This window comes from Rhodococcoides corynebacterioides NBRC 14404 (assembly GCF_001894765.1).
In the GTDB taxonomy this organism is placed as follows: Bacteria; Actinomycetota; Actinomycetes; order Mycobacteriales; family Mycobacteriaceae; genus Rhodococcoides; species Rhodococcoides corynebacterioides.
Window position 1 is genome coordinate 209,263 of record NZ_BCWV01000001.1, and the last position, 13,589, is coordinate 222,851.

The following is a 13,589-nucleotide window of genomic DNA, read 5'->3' on the forward strand; positions in this document are numbered from 1 at the left end:
TGCTCCTGCTCCTGCTTCCGCTCGGAAAATCGGACTCGTTCTCGGTACTCATCTCACCACGACCGATTCGACGCAGCGCCGAGAACCAGACGAGCGGGACCGCGCCGCGAACCGTGCCGTATGTCCGGTTCTTGCGATTCGCGAGCCGATCGATCACCATTCCACGGTGTCGGAAGCCCCCACAGACCCCCGCATCACCGTCGTGGTCCCCACGTACAACGAGCGCGAGAACCTCCCCAAGCTCGTCGGCATGCTCACCGACCTGCAGTTGCCGAACCTGGGAGTGCTCGTCGTCGACGACGGATCGCCCGACGGCACCGGCGACGTGGCGGAGCAGCTGAGCCGCGACGCCGCCATCCCGGTGAGTGTTCTTCATCGCACCACCAAGGACGGCCTCGGCCGCGCGTACGTCGCCGGCATCGTGCGGGCCCTGGACGACGGCGCCGACATCGTCGTCCAGATGGACGCCGACCTCTCGCACCCCTGCGAGGCCATCCCGCGCATGGTGGCCGAGTTGCGGACCACCGATGCCGCCGTCGTCCTCGGCTCCCGCTACGTTCCCGGCGGCGCCGTCGCCGAGGACTGGCCCTGGCATCGCAAGGCCCTGTCGAAGTTCGCCAATCTCTACGTCAACGCCATCCTGCGGTTGAAGGTGCGCGACGCGACGGCCGGCTTCAAGGCGTGGCGCGCGTCGACGCTGCGTACCATCGACGTAGCATCCGTGGGTAGCAACGGATACGCGTTTCAGGTCGAGATGAATTTTCGCGTCGTCGAGCACGGTCTCCGCATCGCCGAAGTGCCCATTCGCTTCGAAGAGCGAGTCGACGGCGCGTCGAAGATGAGTCTTGCCGTACAACTCGAATCGGCCGCCGTCCCCTGGCGGCTTCGGCGCTCCGGCCTCGGCAAGTAGCTCGACCCGATCGGAGGGAGCGTTGCCGGGTGAATCCGGAATACGAGGACTCCGACGCGGCTGCGCGGCGTCCCTCCTTCACCGGTGTCCGTAACCTCGTGGAGGCCTGCGCCCGTCTGACGGAGGCGGACGGCGCGGCCGTCGCCCTGCTCGGGACCTCCCGCAACGTGCGCCAGCTGGTCTACGCCACCGACCCCCGGTCGCTGCGCCTCGACGAGCTGCAATTCACCCTGGGCGAAGGGCCGTGCGCCGATGCTCACCGAGACGACGAGCCCGTTCGTATCGACGACATCGCCGGTCCCGAGGCGGCCTCACGGTGGCCCATGTTCTCCCGCGGAGCCGCTGAGCTGGGAGTGCGCGGACTCTTCGCCTATCCACTGGAGGCGGAGGTGCCGTTCGGCGTGCTCGAGATCCATCGGCTCACCCCGGGAGACCTGACGGCCGCCCAGCACGACGCGGCTCTCCTGTGCGCGGAGTCGCTCACCAACGGCATTCTCGCTACCTTCGCGCACCCGACGTTCGTGGAACGCGGCGGATCCCCGCCAGCGTCCGACGACCCGTACGACCGCCGTTCCGTCTATCTGGCCGCCGGGATGGTGGCCGTCCAGCTCCGCGCCTCCACATCCGTGGCGATGGACCGACTCCGCGCGCACGCGTTCGCAGAGGGGGCGAGCCTGACCGAGGTTGCCGCCGCCGTCCTGTCCCGCCGCCTCACCTTCAGGGACGAAGGAGACCGACCTTGACCACCCCCGTCGTTCGACTGGCTCTCGCCGACATCACCGCCACTCTCTGCACCCGCTTCGACATCACGGCGCTCCTCGAGAAGATCGCGGCCACGGCGCAGGACGCGTACGGAGCGCGAGGAGTGGTCATCGGCCTACTCGACGACGGTGGGGCGTTGCGCGCCGCGGTCACCACGCCCGTCGCCCGCGTGGCGGTCGACGAGACACTCCTGACCGACGGCCCGATCCTCGCGAGTGCGCGGGAGATCGCCGTCGCGACCGTCGCCGATACCAGCGCGGACACTCGGTGGAGCACCTTCGCCGCCGCCGCGAACGCCGCGGGGGTGGGCGCCGTCCGTGCCTTCCCCATCACGTCCCTCGGTGTCGGGTTGGGCTCGCTCGCCGTCCACGCCGCCGAACCCTGGGACACCGACCGGCCCGGCGACGTCGGGTCGACGTTGGCACATCTCGCAGCGTTGGCGCTGACCGTCGGTGGCGACGACGATCGTCGAGGACGTCCGGCGGCCGCGATACGCGGTGTCCTCGCGGTTGCTGCCCGGCTCGCGGAGGCGACGGGAGCGCTCGCCGAGCTCTTCGGCGAGGACGTCGATGCCGCGCGTGCCCGGTTGAGCCGACTGTCGCGAGCCCGAGGCATGACGGACACGGTCTACGCGGATGCCGTGGTGGAGCTGATGGACAGGGCGCCCGAGCGGCTCGCGTCGAGCGCGCTCCTCGACGAACGTTGATCCGCGCAGTTCAGTCGGTAGAGAGCCGGCTCTTCGCCGCTCGGCGCCGCGCGGCCTCCCGGTGGCCGAAGGTGGCGCCGAGAATCTGCTCCTGATCGGCGACGGTGGACCCGACGGCACCGGCGACGGTGCCCAGCGAGGCCGCGAGCCAGGCCAGCCGCACGTAGTCGACGACCCCTGCCTCGCGGTCGATCTGCATGGACAGGAACTCGGGGGAGATCACGACAGCGGACGCCGCGCCGACCACGAGGAACAGGGCAACGTACATGAACAGCACCCCGGCGAAGACGGTGGCGAGGGTCGCCATGTTGTACATCGCGCGGTCGACGCCGGTCTGACGGCGGGTCCTCCGTTCCCACAACCCGTTCGGCAGGATCAGCCACGCCGTGATGAGCGCGACGGCGATGACCGAGACGCACGTCAGGCGCAGCACCGACATGGACGCCGCCATCTGCCAGATGCTCGAGTAGAAGACGCCGAACGCGGACGTTGCCGTCGCCGCCGCCAGGGCGCCCGACAGTGCGGGCACCAGCCGCCACGGTCGGTTGGTGCGAATCATGCCCGCCACCATGCGTGTTCGGCCCAGCAGTGCCGGGGCGAGCAGAATGTCGTGACCCGAATCGACGGACCAGTGCGCGAGACCCGTTGCGGGCGTGGGGTGATCGGGAGCGACGGGACTGCCGTCGTCGGTGTCGTCGTCACGTCGTCGCATCGACTCGATCGCGGTGAGCGCGACCGCGCCGGCGCGCCGCGCCACCGCCCGCGCTCCGAACGACGGCACGTAGATCACCACCATCGACGTCCCGACGATCTCGGCGAGCACCGGACGCGACCCCACCCGCCGGGGAATCTCCGACACGCACAGCGTGATCGCGTCGGCGTTCTCCCCCTCCTCGGAACCGGTGGCGAGCAGCGAGGACCACGTCTCCATGTCCGGCCGCCCGCTCTCGACGGGGGGCAGCGGCAACGAGACCGCCTCGGCGTGCAGGACGGTGCCCGAGCTCAGTCGGTGCCCGTCCAGCCGAGCGCAGATCTTGTCGGCGACGGCGTCGGCCAGACCCTGATCCGCAGCGACCCGGACCGTACCGAGATCGCTGTCCTCCATCGCTTCCGCTTCCGCCGTGCTCACGGGGCCTGACTACCCTCGGCGACTCCCGTGAAACTGGACGTTGTCTCGTCCCGCGCTCTTCGCCCGGTACATCGCGATGTCGGCGCGGTGCATCCCCAGACGGACGGTGGACCGGACGTCCTGATCGGCGATGTCGTCCGGCGTCACCAACGACGCGCCCACGCTGGCCGTGATGGGCACCGCGTCGGCGGGAACGTGCAGGCGGTGTCGGGCGGACTCGGCACGGTCGATCAACTCGCCCTCGTCGACGTCGGCGGTGATCACCACCAGGAATTCCTCCCCGCCGCGCCGCGCGACCAGTCCGTCGTCGCCGACGAACGTCGCCAGGCGGGACGCGGCCAGCGCCAGTACGTCGTCGCCGACGAGGTGGCCGTGCAGATCGTTCACTCGCTTGAAGTGGTCGAGATCGACGAGCAGGAAGCCCAGGGTCACGTCGTCGTCGACCCGTCGCAGGACCATCTGCTCGAGCCCACGCAGGTTGAGCAGGCCGGTCAGCGGATCGGTCTGGGCGCGCCCGATCTGGGTGCTCAGGTTGCTGTGCAGGGTGGCGGAGGTCTGACTGATGACGGTCATCGTGCCGTTGACCGCCAGCCACAGCGACACGCCCGCGGCCGCGAGAGCGAGCGTGTCCGACCCCGGATCCATCGCGGCGCGCAGCGTGATGGTCAGGATGACCGCCGTCGTCGCCACGACGTGGAACACGACGGCGACGGACGTTCCGAAGAACGCGACGAACGACGAGACGACGGCGAACAAGGCGCAGCCGAAGAGCGCCGTGCCCTGGTCCCGGAAGAGCAGCAGGAAGGCAGCGGTCCCGACGTCGGCGTAGACGGTGAAGGCCAGGGCCAGAGACGCCTGACGGCTGGGTCTGTTGAACCACAGGAAGGCCGTGCGTGTCCGGTAGACGATCAGGGACACCGGCACGGTGCTCAGCAGGATGCCGATGGCCGCGATGCGCGGTGCGCCGGGCGGGGGCCCGGCCGGAGAGCCGAGAATCAGCAACGCACCGGGGAGCGCGAATGCGGTGATGAGCACGGCGATGCGCCGACGCACCAGGTCGACGATCGCGGGTTGGTCGGGAGTGTCCTTGGTGAACCGGCGATCCGCCGGCGGCGTCATCGCGACGCCCTCCCGTCGTCGTCGGCGAGACGCTCGATGAGTGGCTTGGTGCGATAGGGAATGGCCTCGCGCATGATGACCGAGACGGTGGTGCGTTCGATGCCGGGCACCGCCAGAATGAGGCCGGCGACGCGATAGAGATCGTCCGCATCGGTCGCGGACACACCGATATGGAGATCGGCCTCGCCGGATACTCCCACCACTTCGGTGACCTCGGGAATGTCGCGCAATCGGTCGATGACGGCTTCGAGTCGGTGTTGATCGGTGACCGCACCGACATAGGCGCGCAAGGGATAACCCAGATCGCGTGGTGAAACCAGACGATCGATGCGGCCCAACACCTGTGACTGATCCCACCGTGCGAGCCTGGCCTGCACCGTGTTTCGCGCGAGACCGAGCAACGACGCCAGATGAACGCCCGTCGCGCGCGGCACGTCGCACAGGGTCAACAACAGCCGCGCATCCGTGCGATCCAGCTTGCTCACGAGGGAAACTGTCTCACAGCGGGCGCGCCCGATCAGTGGTATCGACGTCGGGAAACCGGGCGAATTCCCGTTCGAGACCCCGGTCACGGTCACCGGTACCGACCGGTGTGCTCGAGGTGCTCACGCCCCGCGCAGTCGTTAGGGTGATGCGAACACGATCGAGTTCCGTGGCCCCACGCCGCGTCCTCGGCGCGGTGGGGCAACCCGGACGAGGAGCAGTTCAGGTGGAAATTTCGGATTACGTCAGGATCCTGCGCGCGCGATGGATCGTCATCGCCCTGACGACGGTCGTGGCCGCCGCCGCGTCCCTGGTGTTCTCGTTGGTCTCGACGCCGGTGTACGAGGCTTGCACTCGGCTCTACGTCTCCACCGGCTCGTCCTCGTCCTCGGTCACCGAGGTGTATCAGGGGAACCTGGCTTCGCAGCAACGCGTCGCGTCCTACACCCAACTGCTCGGTGGCGAGGCCGTCGCGGCCCGCACGGTCGATGCCCTCGGACTCTCGCTCACCCCGGCGCAGCTGGCGTCGAAGGTGCGCACCACTTCCTCGCCCGACACGGTGCTGATCGACACGTGCGTGTCCGACGCGAACGCCGTCACCGCCCGCGACCTCGCCAACGGCATCGGCACCACGTTCGTGGACTTCGTCGACGATCTCGAGACCCCGCCCGGCGGCGGCGCCGCGCTCGCTCAGGTCAGCGTCGTCGAGCCGGCGCAGGTGCCGGCCGCGCCGATCTCGCCGAAGACCACCCGCAACCTCGCGCTCGGCATCGCCGTCGGTCTGCTGCTCGGCATCGCCCTCGCGGTGATCCGCGACCGGCTCGACAACACGGTCAAGGATCGCGAGACGCTCGCCGGTCTGAGCGACGGTCCGGTGGTGGGCGTGGTGCCGTTCGACAAGACCATCAAGGAGGAGAACGCGCTCTCGTTCGCCGAATCCTCCTCCGGCACCGCCGAGTCGTTCCGCGAGCTCCGCACCAATCTGCAGTTCCTCGAGGTGGATTCGCCGCCGCGCGTTCTCGTCGTCACCTCCGCCGTTCCCGGCGAGGGCAAGACGACGACGGCCGTCAACCTCGCGCTGGTCCTCGCCGAGGCCGGGCACCGCGTCGTGCTCGTCGAGGGCGATCTCCGCCGCCCCCGCGTCTCGAAGTACCTCGGACTGGTGGGATCGGTCGGACTGTCCACCGTCCTGTCCGGACAGGCCGACGTGGACGACGTCCTGCAGCCCACCCGGTTCCCCGGCGTCGACGTGCTCGCCTCCGGCCCGCTGCCGCCCAATCCGTCCGAACTGCTCGGCTCCGAGGCGTCCCGCACGGTCATGGCCACGCTGCGCAGCCGATTCGACTACGTGGTGGTCGACGCGCCGCCGCTGCTGCCCGTCACCGACGCCTCCGTCATCACCGCCCACGCGGACGGCGCCCTGGTCGTCGCCCGTCACGGACACACCAAGCGGGACGAGATCGTCCGCGCCATCGGCAATCTCACGCAGGTCGGCGCGCCCGTCCTCGGCCTCATCCTCACCATGACGCCGACCAAGGGCCGCAAGGACTACGAGTACCGGCACTACTACGAGACCGACACCACCGCGCCGCGCCAGGAGGTCGCCCAGCGTCCGCAGGCACCCGCGGCGGTGCCCGAACCGGCGCGGACCGAACCGAAACCCCCCGCTCGGACCGAGCCCGGACCGCGCTTCCGGCGCGGCGCGTCGGTCCCGCCCCGCACGACCTGACGGGCTACCGGATCCGGACGTCGCTTCCGCGGATGGCCGGCGCGCCGACGAGCGCGGCCCAGCCGGGCACGTCCTGCGGATCGAGGCCGCTGCCCTGTCCGTAGACGACGGCGAGCGTGTCACGCTCGAGCTGCGACCCGGCGTACTGGGCGTCCGCGGTGGCGGGCAGCGGAGAGAACTGCGGCGGGCTCACGGTGGTCACCGTCGTGGGACCGGGGTTACGGGACGGCACCGCGTACGACCCGTCGTTGATACCGCTGCCGGGGTACTGCGGGAAGAACTTCCCGGGGGTGGTGACGTCCTCGTAGCAGGCGCCGGGACGGTCGTCGAAGAGCCGCGGCTCGTCCTGATTCGGCAGGTAGCGGCCGCGGGGGTTGACGAAGTTGATGGTGCCGCGGGCACCCGGGTACTTCTCGTTCACCCCGAGAATGCGTTGCGCCTCCGGGTAGAGATCGGCGAACTTCGGCAGCACACACGCCACGGTGGGGGAGAACTCGGCCAGCAGTTCCACGGCCCCACGCGAATCGGCGGCGAAGGACACGATCGACTCGGCGTTGGTGCTCAGCAGATCGGCCAGCGAGCCGGAGGCGCCCGCTGCGCTGCGCAGCAGGGTGTCGACGTCGCTGCGCCGTTCCACCACCGTTCCCGTGGGAATGCGCAGATCGTCCAATGCGGCGACCAGATCCGGTGCGGCCGTGGAATAGGTCTGGGACAGGTCGGCGAGACCGCGGAGATCCTCGCGAATGGTCGGGATCTCGCCCGCCAGATCGGTGACGATGGTGTCCAGCCGATCGATGGTGCGACCCAGTTGCTCCCCGTTGCCGTCGAGTGCGGACGCCACCGCGCCGAGGGTGGACGAGAGGTCCTCCGGCGGGATCGCCTCGAGCAGGGGCAGCACGGAATCGAGCACCCGTCCCACCTCGACGGCGTTGCCGGTGCGGTCCTGCTCGATCTCCGCGCCGTCGATCAGACCCGTGCGGCCGGGGTTCTCGGGAATCTGCAGGGCCACGTAGCGTTCGCCGAACAGCGTCTTCGGGAGCAGCCGGGCTGTGACGGTGGACGGGATCCGTTCCGCCTGTGCCGGGTCGAGATACAGAGACGCCACCACCCGGCCGTCCTCCGTCGCCGTCTCCCGCACGTCGCCCACCAGCACGCCGCGCACCTTGACGTCCGCGTTCAGGGGAAGGGCGTTGCCGGCGTCGTCGAGAACCAGGCGCACCCGGATCGAGTCGTCGAACGCGCGCGTGTACTGGGCGGTGGTGAATCCGACGAACCCGGCCAGCGCGACGAAGAACGCCAAGCCCGCGAGGCGTCGCTTCACCATTGCGGAATGGTATAACCGCACCGCCCTCGAAATGGGCGAATTGTCAGCGGGAAGTAGTCGATTCCGGATCGGCGAACAATGCCTCCAACGGCGTCTCCGGCATGGTGATGCCGCGCGAGGACGCCAATCCGAGAATCTGGATCCACACCGTGTCGGACAGGAACGCGACCACCTGATCGAGGCTCACGCTGTTCGGGCCCTGACCCTCCCACGCCCGCACCGACGCCATGCAGCCCGAGATCAAGCCCGCCACCCACGGACCGGTCAGGCGCTGATCGTCGGAGTCCAGCTCCGCGCCGACCAGGGCGAGGAAGCCGTCCACGGCGAACTCGATGAGCTCCGCGATACGGCCGATGACGTCCGCCATCGGGTTCTCCGTCGCGCCCGGCACCGCCCGCTCGGCGAAGCGCGTCCACGACGGATGCGCGACCACCCACCGCACGTACGTGTCCACCACCCGGTGCACCGCGGTGCGGGCCTGGCCCTCGAGCACCACCGCGCGGCTCAGGTCCGCCTGCAACCGGTCGCAGATCTCGCGCTGAATGGCCACGTCGAGATCGGTCTTGTCCTCGAAGTAGCGGTAGATGCCCGTGCGGTGGATGCCCGCCTCGTCCGCGATCTGCTGGGCCGTCACCGGACCGCCCGGATCGTCGTTGCGGTCGAGCACCGCGAGCGCCGCGTCGATCACGTGCGCACGGCGGTCCGCGTTGTGCTGCGCCCAGCGTCGTTTACGACCGTCGTCGGGTCGGCCGGCGGGCGAGGGCGTCTTCTGGCTCATGTGGCCAGAAGTGTCTCACGCCGGGACGACGCCCCATGCTCGCTTGGGGCGCGATGCCCTCGACCCCTCTCGGGACTCCTGGATCCGCGCCTGCTCCTGCGGGTCGGAGACCTTCGCGCGTGGGCGGCCCTCCGCCGCTCCGCGTGCCGTCTCCGCGGCGTCGAGGCGTCGCCACCCGTCGAGGTCGACACCGCGCCGTCGCGGCTGCGCGGTCGGTGTCGCGAGTCCGGCATCGAGATCGTCGAGGATCGATTCGACGGTCTCCTGCGCACACGTCTTGTTGGTGCCGATGAATCCGCGCGGGCCACGCTTGACCCACCCCGCGACGTAGAGGCCGGGTTCGACGCGACCGCGATCGTGGCGGGCGATACCGGTCACCGGGTCGGTGGGGAGGTCCGTGGTCTGCGACCCCCGGAAGCCGATGGCGCGGACGACGAGACCGGCGTCGACGACGCGAGTGGTGCCCGTCGGGACGCCGTCGGCGCCGGTGCGGGCGATCTCGACGGCGACCGTGCGGTCGTCGCCGATGATCTCGACCGGTGCGGCGTGGAACTCGAGCACGATGCGCGGGCGGGTGCCGGTCAGCGCTGGGCGCTCGGCTAGTTCCCGGAGGATGCGGGAATGACGGTCGGTGCCGGTGAGGGCGGCCGGATCCGCCTCGACGATCACGTCGACGTGGGTGGCCTGCTTCAGGCCCAGCAGCTCCGGCACGGTGAACGCGGCGTTCGCCGGCCCCCGCCGGCCGAGGATGCGCACCTCGCGGATGGCGCTGTGACGTAACTGGTTCAGGGCGTGCGGCGCGATGTCGGTGTGCTCGGCCAGCCACTGTGGGTCTCGGGTGAGCATGCGGGCGACGTCGAGGGCGACGTTGCCGTTGCCGATCACCACCGCGCGCTCGTGGCGGAGCGGAACGGACAGGTCCCGACGGTCCGGGTGCCCGTTGTACCAGCCGACCAGGTCGGTGGCGCCGAGCGAGCCGGCCAGGTGCTCGCCGCGGATGCCCAGTTGCTTGTCGGCCGACGCACCCACGGCGTACACCACCGCGTGATACTCCGAACGCAGTTGCGCCAGAGTCACATCCGTGCCGACGTCGACACCCAACCGGTAGTGGAACCCGGGCTGCGACTCGATGGCGGCGAACAACTCCGTGACCCGCTTGGTCGATCCGTGATCCGGGGCGACGCCGTGGCGAACCAGGCCGTGGGGAGTGCGCAGGCGGTCGTACACGTCGACCGTGTCGACCTCCGGATGCTTGAGCAGTTCGTCGGCGGTGTACAGCCCGGCCGGGCCCGCGCCGATCACGGCGACGCGGAACGGGCCCGTCCGGCGCAACCGGCGCTGCGCCGGTACCAGCGCCAGCGGGGTGCGATCCGCGTGCGGATTCTGCTGGTAGTACTGGGCATTGAGCTCCAGGAACGGCAACTCGGCGGGGGTCAGTGCCGTGTCGGGCTTGATGGCACCCACCGGGCACGCCGTCACGCACGCACTGCAGCCGACGCACGTGGCCGGATCGACGAACAACATCTCCGTGGTGCCGAACCCCGGTTCGCCGGGGGCGGGATGAATGCAGTTGACCGGGCACGCCACCACGCACGAAGCGTCGGCGCAGCACGACTGCGTGACGACGTGCGGCATCAGGCCGCCGCGGACGCGGGCTCGCTGCGGAACCGCGAGGGCCGGCCGTCGATACCCAGAGCGCGCCACACGCGTCGGGACACGGGGTTCATGAGGTTCAGGTCGTCGGCGAGCATCCGGACGTCGCCGAACATGTCGCGCAACATCTTTCGCGACGCGTCGCCGTCCCACCAGACCTCGTCCACCACGTGGTCGGGGATCTGCAGATCACGGCGCATCGCGCGGGTGGGCTTGATGATGGCGTCGCACAGCACGCGCATGATCACCGGCATGATCACCGAGATGAGGCCGCGCTGGTAGGTCTTCAGGCGCGGGGCCTTGTGGCGCAGGTACTGGTGGGCGAAGCCGATGTGGCGCGCCTCCTCCGCGACGTGGATCTGCATGATGCGGGTGATCAGCGGGTGCCGGTTCTCGCCGCTGCGCAGGATCGACTTCTGCACGTGGTCGATCGGCTCCTCGCCCGCGAGCACGCCGACGAAGAAGCCGAAGGACAGCGGGCCCGCCGCCAGCGGCATGATCGGAGCCAGGGCGCGGAACCAGCGGGGACCGCCGGCCACCTCGATGCCGATGCGGTTGACCAGCTCCTGGAACATCTGCGTGTGGTGGCACTCCTCCGTCGCCTCGTGTGTGGAGTAGCGGAACTCGGCCTGGCCGTTGGGGAGCCGGAAGGCGTAGTTCATCAGCCCGGCGATGAGGATCTGCTCGAACTGCAGACCCACCTTCATGATGTTCGCCTGCCGGTACATCCCGATCTCGATCTGCCGCTCGGTGCTCAGCGAGCGGTACCAGTCCGTGGCGCCGAGGGGGTCCGCGGCGGGGAGGATCCAGCGCGGATCTTTCGGGACCACCGCGTACTCGGGGTCGTCCCAGGGAATGTCGGTGAACGCGTCGAAGTGACGCTCGACGGACGCCTCGGACAGGATGCGCAGCGTGTCCTGGTAGGCGGTCGGGTTCTCGTGCAGAGCGGTCATGGTGGGTCCTCCGCAGGCAGCCGGGGTGTGTGCAACAGCGTGTTGCAGACAAAGTTAGTGCAACTGGCTGTCGCAGACAAGGGGCGAGTGGGGATCCGGCCGTGAGCAGGGGGTGCGCCACCCGATCCGCGGCAGTTCCAGCAGTCCGCTGCAGCTGCAGCCGACGCGGATCACCGGAAGTCCCGCGGATCCGGCCGCGCTGCGCAGCCCGCCCAGCAGGGGGGCGCCGCCCGATCCGCTGCAGTTTCAGCAGTCCGCTGGAGCTGCAGCCGACGCGGATCACCGGAAGTCACGCGGATCCGGCCGCGCTGCGCAGCGGGCCCCCGACTACCGCGCCCGGTACCAGGCCTCGAACAGCGGCTGCAGGCAGTCGGCGATGACCTCCCCGACGGCCTCGAAGACGGCCGAGTCCTGGCCGATGGGATCCTCGATGTCGAGGTCGGTGACGGGGGAGGCGGCGCGGGCGGAGAACCAGGCCGCGGGGTCGACCACTCCGGTGCGGCGCGCGAACTCGGCGGCCTCGCGGAGGGTGTAGGTACGACGGAGGGTGCGCGGGGCGACGGTCAGGACCTCGTCGCGATGCCCGGCGGTCATGGTGACGACGATGTCGGCGTCGGTCGCGATGGCCGGGGTGAGCCGTCGGGCGGCGAAGCCGGTGGGGTCGCCGCCGAGCGATTCGAGGACGGCGGCGGCGTGGGACTCGACGCCGTGGCCGACCACCGCGCGCACGCCGGCGCTCTCGGCGGTGACGTCGACCTGCAGCTCGTCGGCCCACGCCGTCGTGAGGCGTTCGGCCGTGGGGGAGCGACAGATGTTGCCGGTGCAGACGTAGAGCACGCGCATGAGCGGAAGTGTAGGGGCCGGGTCAGGCCACGTCGTCGTACGGCCGCCGGTGCGGCGTGGAGTCGGAGCGCGTCGTCGAACGGTCGCCGGGAGCATCCGGTGGGCAGTGCGCGGTGTCGAGGCGGTCGCCGCCGTCGCGCTTCGCGTCGTACATGATGCGGTCGGCCCGTCGGAGCAGGTTGTCGACGTCGCTGTGATCGCGCCGGAGCCCGTCGGCGCTCTGCCACGCGAGGCCGGAGCTGGCGGTGACGGGCACGGGATCGTCGCCGGAGTGCACGGACTCGTGGACGGCGGTGAAGCGGGTCCGGAACAGCGACGCGGGCACGGCCGCGACCACGCCGAATTCATCGCCGCCGAGGCGCGCCGCGACGGCCCACCCGTCCGTCGCGGCGCGCAGGCGTTCGCCGACGCGGCGGAGGACGTCGTCACCGCCGGCATGGCCCAGGGTGTCGTTGACGTGCTTGAAGCCGTCGAGGTCGATGACCAGGGCACCGACGACGTGATCGGCCGGTAGGTGCATGTGACTGTGGCCGGCCACCATCTGGTGCAGGCCGCGTCGGTTGAGCACGCCGGTGAGGGGGTCGTCGGCGGACCGGTAGGCATCGTCCCGGAGGTGGAACAGCGGCACCTGCGTGAGCAACGGCATGAAGGCGAACAGGGCGGCCAGCACCAGCAGCTGGACGACGAGGAGAGTCGTGTCGCTGTCGGACCCGCGCGCGGCGATCACCATGAGGATCGCGGACCCCGACACCGTCGCGCCGACGTGGAGAAACAGCGCCGTCATCGGCAGGAAGTGTCCGCAGTAGACGCCGACCACGAGGAACGCGGTGGCCAGGGTGAACGCCGTCGGCGCATCGGCGACGGACAGCAGCGCGCAGAAGATCAACAGGTCCGCGCAGACGACGAAGAGCACGGACTGGTGGTACGTCGGCCACGGTCGCGTCCACCAGAGCACGGCGACCACGATGCCGCCGACCATGCCGGTGGTCATCAGCGCCGACCCGGCCGCTCCGGTCGGTCCGATCGGGCTGAGGAACAACGCTCCGCCCGCCACGACCATCGTCAGGACGATCCCACCGATGCTGCGCCGGTAGTGATCCAGCAGCCCGTGTCGCCGCATGTAGTCCGGGAGCGCTGCGTAGTCGAACGGCAGGCGCCGCCACCGAACCAGCAGACGGAACATGAGGACAACTCCCGAGA

General features: G+C 70.0%; 13 protein-coding genes. 4 read left to right on the plus strand and 9 right to left on the minus strand.

Translation table 11 applies throughout. The features are described from left to right. The first annotated feature begins 166 nt into the window (after positions 1-166). The 3 genes from RC2_RS01015 to RC2_RS01025 are packed head-to-tail and all read left to right on the plus strand — an operon-like array spanning position 167 to position 2,378. Positions 167-910 (plus strand): polyprenol monophosphomannose synthase, encoded by a 744-nt coding sequence (locus tag RC2_RS01015; protein ID WP_068145327.1) that lies wholly within the window; start codon positions 167-169, stop codon positions 908-910. A 29-nt stretch (positions 911-939) separates the two neighbouring features. Next, the gene (locus RC2_RS01020; protein WP_068145329.1) at positions 940-1,653 is read left to right on the plus strand and encodes a GAF domain-containing protein; all 714 of its coding nucleotides are present in this window, start codon (positions 940-942) and stop codon (positions 1,651-1,653) included. Further along, the gene (locus tag RC2_RS01025) at positions 1,650-2,378 is read left to right on the plus strand and encodes a GAF domain-containing protein (RefSeq protein WP_068145330.1); all 729 of its coding nucleotides are present in this window, start codon (positions 1,650-1,652) and stop codon (positions 2,376-2,378) included. The genes RC2_RS01020 and RC2_RS01025 overlap by 4 nt, the downstream gene beginning before the upstream one ends. Positions 2,379-2,388: 10 nt before the next feature. Here RC2_RS01025 and RC2_RS01030 read toward each other — a convergent pair whose 3' ends face one another. Genes RC2_RS01030 through RC2_RS01040 form a run of 3 tightly spaced genes read right to left on the minus strand, consistent with a single transcriptional unit; the run spans position 2,389 to position 5,111 of the window. Further along, the gene (locus tag RC2_RS01030; RefSeq protein WP_245810900.1) at positions 2,389-3,507 is read right to left on the minus strand and encodes a hypothetical protein; all 1,119 of its coding nucleotides are present in this window, start codon (positions 3,505-3,507) and stop codon (positions 2,389-2,391) included. Between the two features lie 9 nt (positions 3,508-3,516). Beyond that, complete coding sequence (locus RC2_RS01035) at positions 3,517-4,626, minus strand: GGDEF domain-containing protein (protein WP_068145335.1); 1,110 nt, start codon at positions 4,624-4,626, stop codon at positions 3,517-3,519. Then, positions 4,623-5,111 carry an Lrp/AsnC family transcriptional regulator gene (locus tag RC2_RS01040; protein WP_068145338.1) on the minus strand — a complete coding sequence of 163 codons (489 nt, stop codon included), beginning with the start codon at positions 5,109-5,111 and terminating at the stop codon, positions 4,623-4,625. The genes RC2_RS01035 and RC2_RS01040 overlap by 4 nt, the downstream gene beginning before the upstream one ends. 224 nt (positions 5,112-5,335) lie before the next feature. Between RC2_RS01040 and RC2_RS01045 the strand changes: the two genes are divergently transcribed. After that, complete coding sequence (locus RC2_RS01045) at positions 5,336-6,838, plus strand: tyrosine-protein kinase domain-containing protein (protein ID WP_068145342.1); 1,503 nt, start codon at positions 5,336-5,338, stop codon at positions 6,836-6,838. 4 nt (positions 6,839-6,842) lie between these two features. On the opposite strand, the gene RC2_RS01050 is transcribed toward RC2_RS01045, so the two are convergent. The 6 genes from RC2_RS01050 to RC2_RS01075 form a co-directional block, all read right to left on the minus strand. Next, the gene (locus RC2_RS01050; protein WP_068145344.1) at positions 6,843-8,162 is read right to left on the minus strand and encodes an MCE family protein; all 1,320 of its coding nucleotides are present in this window, start codon (positions 8,160-8,162) and stop codon (positions 6,843-6,845) included. Positions 8,163-8,205: 43 nt separating this feature from the next. Next, on the minus strand, positions 8,206-8,940 hold the full coding sequence (locus RC2_RS01055; RefSeq protein ID WP_068145347.1) for a TetR/AcrR family transcriptional regulator: 735 nt from the start codon (positions 8,938-8,940) through the stop codon (positions 8,206-8,208). A gap of 15 nt (positions 8,941-8,955) precedes the next feature. Then, a complete protein-coding gene (locus RC2_RS01060) occupies positions 8,956-10,575 on the minus strand; it encodes an FAD-dependent oxidoreductase (RefSeq protein WP_068145408.1) in 1,620 nt (539 codons plus the stop codon). Next, positions 10,575-11,546 carry an AurF N-oxygenase family protein gene (locus RC2_RS01065; RefSeq protein ID WP_068145349.1) on the minus strand — a complete coding sequence of 324 codons (972 nt, stop codon included), beginning with the start codon at positions 11,544-11,546 and terminating at the stop codon, positions 10,575-10,577. The genes RC2_RS01060 and RC2_RS01065 overlap by 1 nt, the downstream gene beginning before the upstream one ends. A gap of 327 nt (positions 11,547-11,873) precedes the next feature. Next, complete coding sequence (locus RC2_RS01070) at positions 11,874-12,389, minus strand: arsenate reductase/protein-tyrosine-phosphatase family protein (RefSeq protein ID WP_068145352.1); 516 nt, start codon at positions 12,387-12,389, stop codon at positions 11,874-11,876. A 22-nt stretch (positions 12,390-12,411) separates the two neighbouring features. Next, complete coding sequence (locus RC2_RS01075; protein WP_068145355.1) at positions 12,412-13,572, minus strand: diguanylate cyclase; 1,161 nt, start codon at positions 13,570-13,572, stop codon at positions 12,412-12,414. Positions 13,573-13,589 lie beyond the last annotated feature (17 nt).